The 13,740-nt window shown below is 71.6% G+C and carries 12 protein-coding genes; 9 read left to right on the top strand and 3 right to left on the bottom strand.

Translation table 11 applies throughout. The annotated features are described in order from the left end of the window. Positions 1 to 375: dihydrofolate reductase family protein (locus G3I40_RS01595; RefSeq protein ID WP_203643198.1), on the bottom strand; the 375-nt coding region annotated here is incomplete at its 3' end. Between the two features lie 37 nt (positions 376 to 412). On the opposite strand from G3I40_RS01595, the gene zapE reads away from it, so the two are divergent. The 6 genes from zapE to G3I40_RS01565 all read left to right on the top strand — a co-directional run bounded on the left by zapE (position 413) and on the right by G3I40_RS01565 (position 8,756). Continuing rightward, on the top strand, positions 413 to 1,519 hold the full coding sequence (zapE, locus tag G3I40_RS01590) for a cell division protein ZapE (protein ID WP_343244792.1): 1,107 nt from the start codon (positions 413 to 415) through the stop codon (positions 1,517 to 1,519). Positions 1,520 to 1,873: 354 nt separating this feature from the next. Continuing rightward, positions 1,874 to 3,250, top strand: coding sequence for an alkaline phosphatase PhoX (locus G3I40_RS01585; protein ID WP_164300332.1), 1,377 nt, complete (start codon positions 1,874 to 1,876; stop codon positions 3,248 to 3,250). A gap of 120 nt (positions 3,251 to 3,370) precedes the next feature. Next, positions 3,371 to 4,204: a polyphosphate kinase 2 family protein gene (locus G3I40_RS01580; protein WP_203643205.1), complete on the top strand. Its 834-nt coding sequence runs from the start codon at positions 3,371 to 3,373 to the stop codon at positions 4,202 to 4,204. A 192-nt stretch (positions 4,205 to 4,396) separates the two neighbouring features. Beyond that, positions 4,397 to 4,954 carry a MarR family transcriptional regulator gene (locus tag G3I40_RS01575; protein ID WP_164300334.1) on the top strand — a complete coding sequence of 186 codons (558 nt, stop codon included), beginning with the start codon at positions 4,397 to 4,399 and terminating at the stop codon, positions 4,952 to 4,954. Then, positions 4,947 to 7,619: an MFS transporter gene (locus G3I40_RS01570; protein WP_164300330.1), complete on the top strand. Its 2,673-nt coding sequence runs from the start codon at positions 4,947 to 4,949 to the stop codon at positions 7,617 to 7,619. Before G3I40_RS01575 ends, G3I40_RS01570 begins: the two co-directional genes overlap by 8 nt. 228 nt (positions 7,620 to 7,847) lie before the next feature. Beyond that, a complete protein-coding gene (locus tag G3I40_RS01565) occupies positions 7,848 to 8,756 on the top strand; it encodes an ABC transporter substrate-binding protein (RefSeq protein ID WP_164300329.1) in 909 nt (302 codons plus the stop codon). A 523-nt stretch (positions 8,757 to 9,279) separates the two neighbouring features. On the opposite strand, the gene G3I40_RS01560 is transcribed toward G3I40_RS01565, so the two are convergent. After that, the gene (locus G3I40_RS01560; protein WP_164300328.1) at positions 9,280 to 9,924 is read right to left on the bottom strand and encodes a phosphatase PAP2 family protein; all 645 of its coding nucleotides are present in this window, start codon (positions 9,922 to 9,924) and stop codon (positions 9,280 to 9,282) included. A 94-nt stretch (positions 9,925 to 10,018) separates the two neighbouring features. After that, the gene (locus G3I40_RS01555; protein ID WP_164300327.1) at positions 10,019 to 11,044 is read right to left on the bottom strand and encodes a LacI family DNA-binding transcriptional regulator; all 1,026 of its coding nucleotides are present in this window, start codon (positions 11,042 to 11,044) and stop codon (positions 10,019 to 10,021) included. A 164-nt stretch (positions 11,045 to 11,208) separates the two neighbouring features. Here G3I40_RS01555 and G3I40_RS01550 point away from each other — a divergent pair, with 164 nt between their 5' ends. The 3 genes from G3I40_RS01550 to G3I40_RS01540 form a co-directional block, all read left to right on the top strand. Beyond that, entirely contained in the window at positions 11,209 to 12,453 is a 1,245-nt protein-coding gene (locus tag G3I40_RS01550) for an MFS transporter (RefSeq protein ID WP_343244791.1), read from the top strand. A gap of 52 nt (positions 12,454 to 12,505) precedes the next feature. Next, positions 12,506 to 13,192 carry an alpha/beta hydrolase gene (locus tag G3I40_RS01545; RefSeq protein ID WP_164300325.1) on the top strand — a complete coding sequence of 229 codons (687 nt, stop codon included), beginning with the start codon at positions 12,506 to 12,508 and terminating at the stop codon, positions 13,190 to 13,192. After that, the coding region (locus G3I40_RS01540; protein WP_343244790.1) for a carboxylesterase family protein at positions 13,189 to 13,740 on the top strand (552 nt) is incomplete at its 3' end. The genes G3I40_RS01545 and G3I40_RS01540, both read left to right, overlap by 4 nt.

The following is a 13,740-nucleotide window of genomic DNA, read 5'->3' as shown; positions in this document are numbered from 1 at the left end:
CTGCCCCGCCGCCTCGCGGCGCGCGGCGAAGGCCTCGCGGGCGCGGGCCGGCCGGTACCCCTCCTGGCGGACCGTCTGCGCGCCGACGACCACGGCGTCCGCGAGCCCGCGCAAGGTGCCGAAGATCCGCATGTCGGCGGGGCAGGAGAGGGGCTGGGAGCGGCCGTCGTGCTGGGCGGCACCGTCGAGCGAGGAGACCATGTTGGCGCGCAGCCACACCTCGCGCTCGGCCCCGGCCGGGTACGCGTAGGCGTCGGCGAGCTCGTCCAGACTCCACTCACGGCCCACGGTCCCCAGGGCCCGCGGGGACCCCTCGGATCCCTCCCGACCCTCGTGATCTGCTGTTTCGTACGTCACAGGGAACAGGCGTCGCATGACGTGCAGTGTGGCACGCCCACTAAGCTCAGGAACTGTGTCGTCCTCCACCGAAGCCGCCGGCGCCCGCCAGACGGGCCTCAGCCCCATACCCGACGCGGCCCCCCCGTCCCTGTGCGCCCGCGAGCCGCACGTCCCCGCGGAGCGCCTGGTCGCCGAGATGGTGCCGCCGCCGCGCTTCGGCTCCGTCCGCTTCGACACGTACATCCCCGACCCGAACCAGCCGAGCCAGCCGCAGGCCGTGCAGGTGTTGAGCGCGTTCGCCGCCGGGCTCGGCGGGGCGCACGCCTCGGGCACCGGCCGGAAGAAGTGGTTCGGCAAGAAGGCCGCCGCCCCGGCCGGCCCCCGCGGCGTCTACCTCGACGGCGGGTACGGCGTCGGCAAGACCCACCTGCTCGCCTCCCTGTGGCACGCGACCCCGGCCGCGCCCGAGCACAAGGCGTTCGGCACGTTCGTCGAGCTGACGAACCTGGTGGGCGCGCTCGGCTTCCAGCAGACGGTGCAGACGCTGAGCGGGCACCGGCTGCTGTGCATCGACGAGTTCGAGCTGGACGACCCGGGCGACACCGTCCTCGTCTCGTCCCTGCTCGGCAGGCTGGTCGACGCGGGCGTCGCACTCGCCGCCACGTCGAACACGCTGCCGGGCAAGCTCGGCGAGGGCCGGTTCGCCGCCGCCGACTTCCTGCGCGAGATCCAGGGCCTGTCCGCGCACTTCCGTCCGCTGCGCATCGACGGCGAGGACTACCGCCACCGCGGGCTGCCCGAGGCACCCGCGCCGTTCACCGACGAGCAGGTCACCAAGGCCGCGTACGCCACCGCGGGCGCCTCGCTCGACGACTTCCCGCACCTCCTCGCGCACCTGGCACGGGTGCACCCCAGCCGGTACGGGGCGCTGACCGACGACCTGACGGCGGTCTGCCTGACGGACGTGTCCCCCGTGCCCGACCAGTCGACGGCGCTGCGCCTCGTCGTCCTCGCCGACCGGCTCTACGACCGGGAGATCCCGGTGCTCGCGTCGGGACAGCCGTTCGACCGGCTGTTCAGCGAGGAGATGCTGAACGGCGGCTACCGGAAGAAGTACTTCCGGGCGATCTCCCGGCTCACCGCGCTCGCCCGCGACGCCAAGGACCTCGTACGCGACTGAGCGCTTGGGGCGATCAGCCTGCGGAGGGGGACTCACGGCGCCGGGGTTGATCACCGGTCGGAGGCGACCGGCGCTGCCAGTGCGACCCGCTCTTCCGGTGCGCTTCACCCCGCGACGAAGACGCACCGCGCGGAGGTGACCGCCCCCGCGATGCGACCGGTTCTTCGGGTGTGCTTCGCCCCGGCGGGCCAAGCACTGCGCGGGCACGACCGGCTCTTCGCGTGCGGCCGCTCCGCCAGGGCGACACGAGTAACCACGTCCCAACTGGCCTTACTACGCGCGTGGTTCACGCGGCGCGGCGGGCGTGGTAGACACACGGGTCACAGTTCCTGTCCGCCAGCAGGAGGTTGCACGATGTCCGTAGCACGGCAGTCCGCAACACGACGTCAACTGCTCGCCCGTACCGGCGCATTGGGGGTGGGCATCACCTTCGCGGGGAGCATGTCCGAGCTGTTCGCCGGTTCGGCGGCGGCCCAAGGGCGCACCGGGTACGGCCCGTTGGTCCCCGACCCGGACGGTCTGCTCGACCTCCCCAGAGGTTTCCGCTACAAGGTGCTCTCCCGCGAGGGAGATCAACTCCGGTCCGGGGAAGGCCCGGTGCCCAGTAACCACGACGGCATGTCCGCCTTCCGGGGCAGATCCGGCCGCGTCCACCTCGTGCGCAACCACGAGAACCGGAACACCGGCAAGGTCCCGGTGCCGACCGTCCCCGGCATCACGTACGACCCGATGGGCAAGGGCGGCTGTACGGCGCTCACGCTCGACCGCCACAACGACGTGCTGTCCGAACACGTCGCCATCGCCGGTACGGCCGTCAACTGCGCCGGGGGCCACACCCCTTGGGGCACCTGGCTCACCTGCGAGGAGACCGAGGACAAGGCCGGCACGAACGGCTACACCAAGGACCACGGCTTCATCTTCGAGGTCGACCCCGTCGACCCGCGCCGCTCCGGCGCCGTGCCGCTGACCGCGATGGGCCGCTTCCAGCACGAGGCGATCGCCGTCGATCCGCGGCGCGGCGTCGTGTACGAGACCGAGGACGCGTTCGACAAGCCCTTCGGGCTCTTCTACCGCTTCCTGCCCGAGAAGCCGAAGGGCGGGCTCGGTTCGCTGCGCGCGGGCGGCACGCTCCAGGCGATGCGGGTGCCCGGCGTGCCCGACCTGTCGCTGGTGCAGGAGACCGGGGCCAGTTTCACCGGGGTCCAGTGGGTCGATGTACCGGATCCGCTGGCCGCTCGCACCCCCGTCCGCAACCAGGACTTCGGGCCCAAGGGGATCACCCACGCCCAGAAGCTCGAAGGGTGCTACTGGGGCGGATCGTGCGTGTACTTCGTTTCGTCGTACGCGCGGAGCAGAGAGGGTTCGGCGGCCGATCACTTCGGGCAGATCTGGCGCTACGACCCCGCCGCGCGCCGGCTGACGCTGGTGATCGTCTTCGGCCCGGACACCGACGTACAGCTGCCGGGCGAGGAGCCGGACAACATCTGCCTCGCACCGAGCGGCGGCCTGATGGTGTGCGAGGACGGCGAGGGCGCGCAGCACGTCTTCGGCGTGACCCGCAAGGGCGACGTGTACGCCATGGCGCGCGGGCGGCAGAACATCGGGACCGCCGAGGCACCCGCGTGGGGCGAGTTCGCGGGCGTCACGTTCGCACCGGACGGCGACACCATGTACGTGAACTGCTACACCCCGGGCACGACGTTCGCCGTGACCGGGCCCTGGCACAAGTAGCGGGGGCGCGGCCACCGGCGCAGGATCAAAAGACCTGACCGGAAGGGGTGCGCAGTGGCCAAGGACAAGAGGAAGGGCGGCGGGAAGGGCAAGAGCGGCAAGAAGCCCGCCGCCACCGACCTGCGCGAGCTGCTGCGCATCCCCGAGGGCGAGCGGGTGGACCTCTCGTCGTACGACGCCGCGGGCACGCCCGGCGGCCCGCGGAACAAGGAAGAGGGCGTCGCCGCGACCGCCCGGATGGGCGAACGCCTCGCCGACCTCCAGGAACGCCTGTGGGCGGCGGGCACCGCCGGTGACCGGCGTCGCGTGCTGCTGATCCTGCAGGGCATGGACACCAGCGGCAAGGGCGGCACCGTCAAGCACGTCATCGGCCTGTTCAACCCGTCCGGCTGCCGCATCAAGGCGTTCAAGGCGCCCACCCGCGAAGAGCTCAACCACCCCTTCCTGTGGCGCATCGTGAAGGCGCTGCCGGAACCGGGCGAGATCGGCATCTTCGACCGGTCCCAGTACGAGGACGTCCTCATCGCCCGCGTACGGGAGCTGGTGCCGCGCAGCCAGCTCGACCGGCGATACGGGCAGATCAACCGGTTCGAGAGGTCCCTCGCGGAGGATGGGGTGACCGTCGTGAAGTGCTTTCTGCACGTCTCGTACGAGCAGCAGAAGCGGCGCCTGCTGGAGCGGCTCGACAATCCGGACAAGCACTGGAAGTTCAACCCCGGCGACATCGACGAGCGCGCGCTGTGGCCCGCCTACCAGGAGGCGTACGAGATCGCGCTGGAGCGGTGTTCCACCGAGGAAGCGCCCTGGTTCGTCGTGCCCGCCGACCGCAAGTGGTACCGCAACTGGGCCGTCAGCCGGCTGCTGCTCGCACACCTGGAGGCCATGGACCCCCAGTACCCGAAGGCCGACTTCGACGTGGAGGAGAGCCGTCGGCGGCTGCTCGCCAACCCCTGACCTGGTCCTCGAGACACGGATTCGCTGACCTGGTCCGCGAGACACAGATCCGCTGGCCTGGTCCGATGCCGACCCTCTGACCTGGGTCGATGCAGATAGGGGGCGGGCAGTGGTCCCGTACGGGTTCCAGGGCCACTACACTAACTTGCTGGATACAAGCAATAGTGTGAGTGCGGAGGCGGGGACATGAGCATGGGCAAGGGGACGGTCCATGATCCCGAGGCAGTGGCGGGAGGCCCGGACACCGGTGCCTCGAGCGCCGAGGACGCCGCGACGGGGCTCGGCAGCGAGCTCGTGCGGTTCTCCCGGCTGATCTCCGCGAGCAGGCAGCGGGCCAAGTTCGAGCAGGGCGCCGGTGAGCGCGTCCTGCTGGCACGGCTCGTACGGGACGGCGCACAGCGCGCCACCGACCTGGCCGCGGCGACGCTCCTCGACCTGTCGACCGTCAGCCGCCAGGTGCGGTCGATGGTGGAGCGCGGCCTGATCGAACGGCACCCCGATCCGGAGGACGGGCGCGGCACGCTGCTGCATCCGACCGAGGACGGCATCGCGGCGTTCGAGGCCTACCGACGCCAGCGCGACGCGGAGCTGACACAGCTCCTCCAGCCGTGGTCACCGGAGGACCGGTACCAGCTCATCCGGCTGATGGCGCGCCTCAACGACGACCTGGCACAGCATCAAATCACCCGCCACGACCCCGGTAACCACTCCGGCTCCGTGGCGCAGCAGGGAGCAAGCAAGCATGACTGAGGCCGTGTCCGCACCCCGCGGAGACACCCCCACCGACACAACGGCGATAGCCCCGCCCGCCACCGGCGGCGGTGGCCTGAGCCACCGGCAGATCCTGACCATCCTGAGCGGCCTGATGCTGGGCATGTTCCTGGCCGCGCTCGACCAGACGATCGTCTCCACCTCGATCCGCACCATCGCCGACGACCTGAACGGGCTGAGCCAGCAGGCCTGGGCGACGACGGCGTACCTGATCACCTCGACGATCGCGACGCCGCTGTACGGCAAGCTGTCCGACCTGCACGGCCGCAAGCCGTACTTCCTGGGTGCGATCAGCATCTTCATCGTCGGCTCGGCGCTGTGCACCTTCTCGACCTCGATGACCGAGCTGGCCTCGTTCCGTGCCCTGCAGGGCATCGGCGCGGGCGGTCTGATGTCCCTGGCCCTGGCGATCATCGGCGACATCGTGCCGCCCCGCGAACGGGCCCGCTACCAGGGCTACATGCTGGCGACCTTCGCCACGTCCAGCGTCGCCGGACCGCTCATCGGCGGTTTCCTGGCGGGCCAGGACAGCATCGCGGGCGTCGTCGGCTGGCGCTGGGTGTTCCTGGTGAACGTGCCGATCGGCATCATCGCGCTGTTCGTCGTCGCCAAGGTCCTCAACATCCCCCACGTCCGTCGTCAGCGGCGGATCGACTGGTGGGGCGCGTTCACCATCGCGCTGGGCGTCGTCCCGCTGCTGCTCGTCGCCGAACAGGGCCGCGAGTGGGGCTGGGACTCCTCGAAGTCACTGGCCTGCTACGGCATCGGCGTGGTCGGCATCATCGCGTGGATCCTCGTGGAGCGCCGGATGGGCGATGACGCGCTCATCCCCATGCGGCTGTTCCGCAACCCGATCTTCAGCAAGACGAGCCTGCTGTCCGTGCTCATCGGCGCGGGCATGTTCGGCGGGATGCTGATGATCCCGCAGTACCTGCAGATCGTGAAGGGCGCGAGCCCCACCAAGTCCGGCCTCGAGATGCTGCCGCTGATGCTCGGCATGATCATCGCGTCGATCGTCTCCGGCCAGATCACCGCCAAGACCGGCCGCTACAAGATCTTCCCGACCGTCGGCACCGCGCTGATGGTGGTGGCGCTCCTCCTGTTCCACTTCAAGGTCCAGTGGGACACGCCGCTGTGGGAGTCCATGGTCTTCATGCTCCTGTTCGGGCTCGGGCTCGGCGGCTGTATGCAGACGCTGGTCCTCGCCGTGCAGAACGCCGTGCCGCCGCAGGACATGGGCGTGGCCACCGCCTCGTCGACGTTCTTCCGGCAGATGGGCGCCACCGCCGGTACGGCCATCTTCCTGTCGGTGCTGTTCTCGAACGTCGGCGACAAGATCTCCTCGGCCTTCAGGAGCGCCGCGGGGACGCCGCAGTTCCAGTCCGCGCTGCACGATCCGAGCGTGCTGCACGACCCGGCCAACAAGCCGGTGCTCGACATGCTGAAGAACCCCGGCTCGGGCGGCGGGGCCTCCGACGTCCTGAGCGACTCCTCGTTCATCCAGCAGCTGGACCCGCGGCTGGCCGAGCCGTTCAAGCAGGGCTTCGCCAGCTCCATGCACGTGGTGTTCCTGATCGCGGCCGGGGTCGTCGCGCTCGGCTTCCTGATGGTGCTGTGGACCAAGGAGGTTCCGCTGCGCAAGATGTCGGGGCTGGAGGCGCGGGCCGCCGCGGAGGAGGACGGGAGTCCTGCGTCGGCGTCGGCATCGGTGCCGGCATCGGCATCGGCATCGGCATCGGCATCGGCATCGGTGTCGGTGTCGGCCTCTGTCTCTGCCGACTCCGCCGGTGACTCGGTCGCCGATTCCGCCGTGGCCAATGCCGCGGTCGCCGACGCCGCCGTCGCCGTCGCCGCTCCTGCGGCCGCGGTTCCCGTCGTCGCCGACATGTCGGGTGCGGGCGTACGGGGGTACGTCCGCGACAGTGACGGCTCGGCCGTCGCACAGGCCGTGGTCACCCTGATCGACCTGCGCGGACAGCAGCTCGGGCGTACGACGACGGGGGTGGACGGGCACTACTTCGTCGCCGCCCCCGCCGGTGGTACGTACGTCCTCATCGGCTCCGGCGGCGCGCGGCAGCCGCAGGCCACCACGGTGACCGTCGGCGACTCCCCCGTCGACTTCGACCTGCTCCTCACCGGGGCGGCGGGGCTGACCGGCACCGTCGTCGAGACGTACAGCGACGGGCCGCTGCCCGGCGCCCTCGTCATCGCCACCGATGTGCGCGGCGAGGTCGTCGCCACCGGGACCGCGGACGTCACCGGCGACTTCGTCTTCGGTGACCTGGTCCCCGGCAGCTACACCCTCGCGGTGAGCGCGCCCGGGCACCGGCCCTCCGCGCTGCCGGTGGAGGTCGTCGGCGGCTCCGCCAACCACTACCCGGTACGCCTCGACCCGGGCGCCCGGGTCCACGGCACCGTCCGCGACAGTGCGGGGCGGCCGTTGGGCGAGGCGCGGGTGACGCTGCTCGATGCCGCCGGGAACACCGTCGGGTCGGCCGTCACCGGGGTGGACGGCGCGTACGCCTTCCAGGACCTCGACAGCGGTGAGTACACGGTCATCGCCAGTGGGTACGCGCCGCAGGCTGTGCCGTTGCGGCTGGATCGTGAGGGGCGGCATGACGTGGATGTGGATCTCAGTCACTGAGTTGCTGAGGCGCTGAGGCGCTGAGGCGCTGATTTCGTCGCTGAGTGCGTAGTTGCTGAGTGCGTAGTTGCTGAGTGCTTAGTTGTGAGTGCTTAGTTGTGAGTGCTTAGTTGCTGAGGCGATGATTTCGTGGGCTTTTGATCTGGTCCAGAAAGCGGGCCGTGGTGTGGCAGATCGTGCCGCGCCGCGGCCCGCTTGACGTATGCGTGCGGTGGGCAGGGTGCCCGTATGTCTCAATTACAGGAACAGGCATGGGAGTTCGCGGACGACCGGCACCATCTGGCGGCCGCCACCAGGACGCCGGAGCGGGTCGTCGCCTATATACAGGCCGGCGCGAGCCTGTGGGATCTCGGGATACGCCCCGTGGGAATCTTCGGGTCGTACCACGACGGGGACACCGTCGATCTCGCCAAGGCCGGGCGCCTGCCCGTCGACGAGGTCACGTATCTGGGAGCCGGGGCCGGGCTCGGACTCGACGACGTGCTCGCGGCGCAGCCCGATCTCGTGGTGGCGCTGACGTACGGCGGCGGGCAGGTCTACGGGGTCGAGCCGGACCTGGCGAAGCACCTGGAGGAACACGTACCGGTCGTGGTGATCGACGTGGGGCAGGGGCGGGGGCTGGCCGGGGTGCGGGAACGGATGGCCGAGCTCGGGCGGTCGCTCGGGGTGGCCGAAGGGGCCGGGGCGCTCGGTGAACTGACGCGGGCGGAGCGGGAGTTGGCGGAGGTTGCGTCGGGGGCGGCGGTGGGGGCGGAGGGGGCCGGGGCGGTGCGGGTGCTGGCTCTCTCGCCGGGAGGGCCGGACAGTGTGCATCTTGCGCGGCCGGCGAAGTGGCCCGATCTGAGTGCGCTCACGGGGCTGGGGGTGCGCATGGTGGAGCCGCCCGAGGGGCCCGGGGCGAACTGGCACACCGGGACCTGGGGCGACGCGGCCGAACTGGCGCCGGATGTGGTGCTGGTGGACGCGCGGGCCAATGCGGCGCCGCGCGGGCAGTACGCCGGGGACGCGCAGTGGGCGGCGGTGGCCGAGCGGGCCGTCGTGCTGCCGTGGAACCCGGAGATTCCGGCTAGCGCGGTCGCGCATGCGGGGTTCTTCGGTGGGGTGGCGGAGGTGTTGCGGGGGCGCTCCGCTCGGTGACCCGGGTTCGGGGTGGGCGGCTCCCCTTAGCGACCTGGGATCGGGTGCGCCGTGAAGGGAGGGTGGCCGCCTGGGCGATCATTGGCGGCCGGCCGTTCGCTCCGACAGGTGTGTGGTCGGGTACGGGGACGCCCGGGGCATGTCCGTGCTCGCCATCTTGATGGCAGCGCCGCGTGCTTCGGGCCTGCCACCGCGTGAACTGTGCTGCGCGCGCACATGCCCCGACCGTCCCCTCCCGTCTCGTACGCGGCCAACCGCCGGGAGTAGATGCGCGGTGCACCGCCCTCGGCCCCGGCTTCCCTCCCGTCTCGTACGCGGCCAACCGCCGGGAGTAGGCACGCGGTGCACCGCCTCGGTGCGCGCTCGCCATCGGCCCCGGCTTCCCTCCCGTCTCCTACGCGGCCAGCCGCCAGGAGCAGGCGGCGTCGGCCTCCTTCCCGTCTCGTACGCGGTCGACCGCCGGGCGTGGTGCACCGCCTCGTACGCGTCGGGCGTGGGTGTGGGCTGTGGTTGAACTCCTGGGTCAGGTGCGGGGCTTGGGGCTCAGTGGGGTGAACGCCCACCACACCAGCAGGGTCGTGCCTGCCCCGGCCAGTGCGCCGGCCGCGGTGTCGGAGAGCCAGTGGGCGTGGAGCCAGGTGCGGCTCCACATCATCGTGAGGGTCAGGAGCGTGGCGGCCGGGTACCACAGGCGGCGGGTGGGTGGGGGCAGGAAGGCGGCGATGGTCAGTACCGTCATCGCCATCGTCGCGGCGTGGCCGGAGGGGAACGAGCCGTGGTCGACGGCGACCAAGGGGTGTGGTGGGCGCGGGCGGTCCACCATGTGTTTGAGGGCCTGGACCGCGAGTTGGGTCGCCAGGGTCGCCGTGAGGACGAAGAGTGCTCGGCGGGGGCGGCGCAGGGCGAAGAGGAGGGCCGTTGCCGCCAGGGGGACGAGGGCGCCGTACGGGCCGCCGAACCAGTTGAGGGCGGACGCGAGTGCCTGCGCGGGCCCCTTGTGCGGGCCGCCCATCCAGCGCAGCCAGGTGTCGTCCCAGGACTGGAACGGGGGGTGCGCGGCGCCGTTCGCGCGGATCAGTGCGCCGATCGCCAGGGGTAGCAGCAGGCAGATGGCGGTGGGCAGGGCGTGGGAGGGGCGGCGCTTCGGGCGCGGCACGGTGAGGGTCATGGGAGGCGATGCCTTTCCGGGCTGGGGGCGGCCGTGATGGTGACACGTGTCAGCTCGGGTGCGCCAGACCCCTTCGGCGGAAATCTTGGTCAGGTCAGGCCGAGGACTCGCGCGGCTCGATCTGAGCCGTCGAGCGGAAGCGCACCCCCGGGCGGATCGAGTCGTCCGTGACCAGGCGGTCTACGAGGGCCGCCACCTCGTGCGGCTCGGGCAGTCGCGTGCGCACGCTCGTCAGGCGGGGGCGCAGCAGGCGGGCGATGAGGAGGTCGTCCGCGCCGACCAGGGCCGTGTCACGCGGGACGTCGGTTCCGGCGTCCTGAAGGGCGCGCAGCAGGAGCATCGCGTACTCGTCGTTGTATCCGAAGATGCCGTCCAAGTGCGCCGCAGATACTGCTACTTGGGCCGCCGACTCCTCGGTGTAGGCCAGCGGGAGGGGGGTCAGCGTCGCGCCCGGGAACGCTGCTGCCGCCCGCTGTGCCCCCGTCAGGCGCGGGGCGCTGAAGGAGTCGAGGCCGTGTTCCTGCGGGATCACGACGCCCAGGCTGCGGCGGCCGGACGACAGGAGGTGGGCGGCCGCGACGGCGCCGATCTCCTCCTGGTCCATCGTGATGCCGTGGGCGCCGGGGGCCGGGGGCGGGCCGAAGGAGAGGACCGCGCGGGTGCCCGAGCGGTGCAGGATCTCGACCGAGTCCCGCGTGAGGGGGGCGCCGAACGTCGCCAGGACCGCCGCCGGGCGCAGTTCCGCCCAGGCGCGGGCCGTGTCCTGCGGGGAGCGGTCGGCGCGGGCGCCGTGCAGGACGCCGGTGTAGCCGTACTTTTCCAGGGCGGTCTGGAAGTGCGCGACGAACGTGGCGAAGAGGGGGCCGAAGGCCGGGACCGTGTCCGCCGGGACCGCGATCAGGACCAGACCGCTGCTGCCGGAGCGCAGTGAGCGGGCGGCGGCGTGGGGGACGTATCCGAGTTCCTGTGCGGCCTTCTTGACCTTGGCCTGGGTGGCGGCGCTGACCTTGCCCGCCGCCTGGCCGTTCAGCACGTAACTGACCGTCGCGCGGGACACCCCGGCGTGCCGGGCGACCGAGGCGCTGGTGGGGGCGGACTCGTTGTGTGCGCTGTCGTTCATGGCTGTGTGGATCCTTTCACAGCCGCCTGTGCGGGTTTTTTCGGACTGCGGGTCTGGTGCGGGGCGGAGGGGGGTGCTAGAAATCCGTTACACGTGTCAACTTACACGTGTCACCCCGCTCGGCCGGCTCGTCGCCGTCCGTCCGTCATGAGGAGGAGGGCACCGTGGCCCTTTCCGCCCCACGCCACACCCGGACCGCCGTTCCCGGCGCCCCGGACCGCACCCCGCGCGGCCTGCTGCCGCTGCTCACCCTCGGCAACACCGCCATGTTCACCCTGTACATCGGGGTGGGCGGGGTGCTGCTGCCGTTGCAGATCGAGCACATCGACCGTGCCGACAAGGTCGCGATGCTGGGGCTGGTGAGCGGGGTGAGTGCCGTGTTCGCCACCCTGTTCAACCCGGTGGCCGGTGCGCTGTCCGACCGGTCCGGGCGGCGCAATCCCTGGATCCTCGGGGGCGGGCTCGCGGCCGTCGGGGCGATGGCGCTGCTCGGTGGCGTGCACACCGTGCTGCTGGTCGCCCTCGCCTGGTGCGTCGGCCAGGCCGTCATGAACGTCTTCCAGGCCGCCCTCACCTCCGTCGTCCCCGACCGGGTGCCGCTGTCCGTACGCGGGAAGGCCTCCGCCGCCGTGGGGCTGGGGATGCCGCTCGGGTCGACGCTGGGGGCCCTGATCGGGTCCGCGTTCACCCATCACCTGCGGACCGGCTATCTCGTCCTCGGGCTGTTCGTCGCCGTCGCCGCCCTCGCCTTCACCGCCGGTACGCGGGAGGAGAGGCGGCCCCCTGCCGAAGCGGTGCCGCTGAAGCGGCAGTTCGCCGCCTTCATGAGCGCGCTGCGCTCCCACGACTTCAAGTGGGCTTTCATCGGGCGGGCGTTGCTCGTGTTGGGCTACTTCTGCGTCTTCGGCTACCAGCTGTACATCCTGGACGATCACATCGCGCTGCCGACGGGGATGGAGCCCGCCGACGCCGTCGCGATCCTCACGCCGCTGTCGGCCGTGGCCATGGCGGTCGCCACGGTGGTGGGCGGTCTGCTGTCCGACCGGCTGGACCGGCGCAAGCTCTTCGTCGGCGTCTCCGCGCTGGTGTCCGCCCTGTCGCTGCTGATCCCCGCCGTCTCCCCCACCTGGCCCGCGATGCTCGTCTTCGCCGGGCTGAACGGGCTCGGGTTCGGCTGCTTCCTGGCCGTCGACAACGCCCTGGTCACCATGATCCTGCCCAGCGACGGGGACGCCGCGCGCGATCTGGGCGTCCTCAACATGGCCACCGCGGGACCGCAGATACTCGCCCCGTTCGTGGCCTCCGTCATCGTGTCCGTCTGCGGTGGGTACACCGTCCTGTTCCTCGTCGGCGCGGCGCTCTCCGTGTTCGGCGCGCTCGCCGTCCGCCCGATCCGCGGCGTGCGCTGAGCACCGTACGACCCCCGTGCGCCTGCGCGTACGAAAGAGAAAGGCAGTCTTGATGAAGTTGCACACCCGGGAATGGGGCAGCGGTGACCGCGTCGCCCTGCTGGTCCACGGGATCATGTCGGACCACCGCACCTGGCGGCGGGTGGGCCCCGCGCTCGCCGAGCGGGGCTACCGGGTGATCGGTGTCGACCTGCGCGGGCACGGCGCGAGCGGGCGCGGCGCGTACAGCGTCGGGGCGTTCGCCGACGACCTCGTGGAGACGGTGCCGGTGGGCGTGGAGCTGGCCGTCGGGCACTCGCTCGGCGGGCTCGCCCTGGCGCTGGCGGTGGAGCGGCTCGCGCCGCGGCGTGCCGTGTACTCGGACCCCGCGTGGGCGCTGACGCAGGCCGTCGACCCGGCCCTGTTCATGGAGTTCCGCACCGCAGGGCGCGAGATGATCACGAACCTCAATCCGCGCTGGGACGAGGCCGACGTGGACGTCGAGCTGGCGACGCTGGCCGCCTGGGACCCGCGGTCGGCGCTGTCCGTCGCCGGGGAGCACGCCCTCGACCGGACGCCCGCGCGGGCCGTCGTGCCGTCGCTGGTGCAGGTGGCGAGGCCGAGCTTCCTCGTCTCGGAGGAGATGAAGGAGGAGTTGGTGCGGCGCGGGTTCGAGGTGCGGACCGTGCAGGGCGCCGGGCACACCATCCACCGGGACGACTTCGACGGGTTCATGAAGTCCTTGGAGGGGTGGCTGTGAGCGGGAGCGGTGAGGTGATCGCGCTGGTCGGCGGCGGCCAGGTGCGGGGCACCCGGCGGCGCGGTGGCGTCCAGCGGTACCTGGGGATTCCCTACGCGGCCGACCCGGTCGGGGAGTTGAGGTTCCGGCCGCCCGTGAAGCCGCGGGCGTGGAGCGGGGTGCGGGACTGCCGGGCCGCCTCGCCCGCGCCGCCGCAGGGCCCCGATCAGCTGCTGGAGGACGTGGTCGGGGCGGAGCGCGTGGCGACCGACGAGGCCGGGTCGCTCACGGTCAACGTCTGGGCGCCCGACGGGGGCGCCGCGCGGCCGGTGCTGGTGTGGGTGCACGGCGGCGCCTACGTCCAGGGGTACGGGCACCAGGTGTGGACCGACGGCGAGCGGCTCGCCGAGCGGTACGGCGTCGTGGTCGTCTCCCTCAACTACCGTCTGGGGGCGCTCGGTTGGCTGTACGTGCCCGAGCTGCTCGGCGAGGAGTACGCGGGCAGCGGCAACCTGGGGCTGCAGGACCAGATCGCCGCCCTGGCGTGGGTGCGGGACAACATCGCGCAC

It is taken from the genome of Streptomyces sp. SID14478 (assembly GCF_010548525.1).
Lineage (GTDB): Bacteria > Actinomycetota > Actinomycetes > Streptomycetales > Streptomycetaceae > Streptomyces.
The sequence above is the reverse complement of the archived record's forward strand: the minus strand, read 5'-3'. Positions and strand labels throughout refer to the sequence as shown.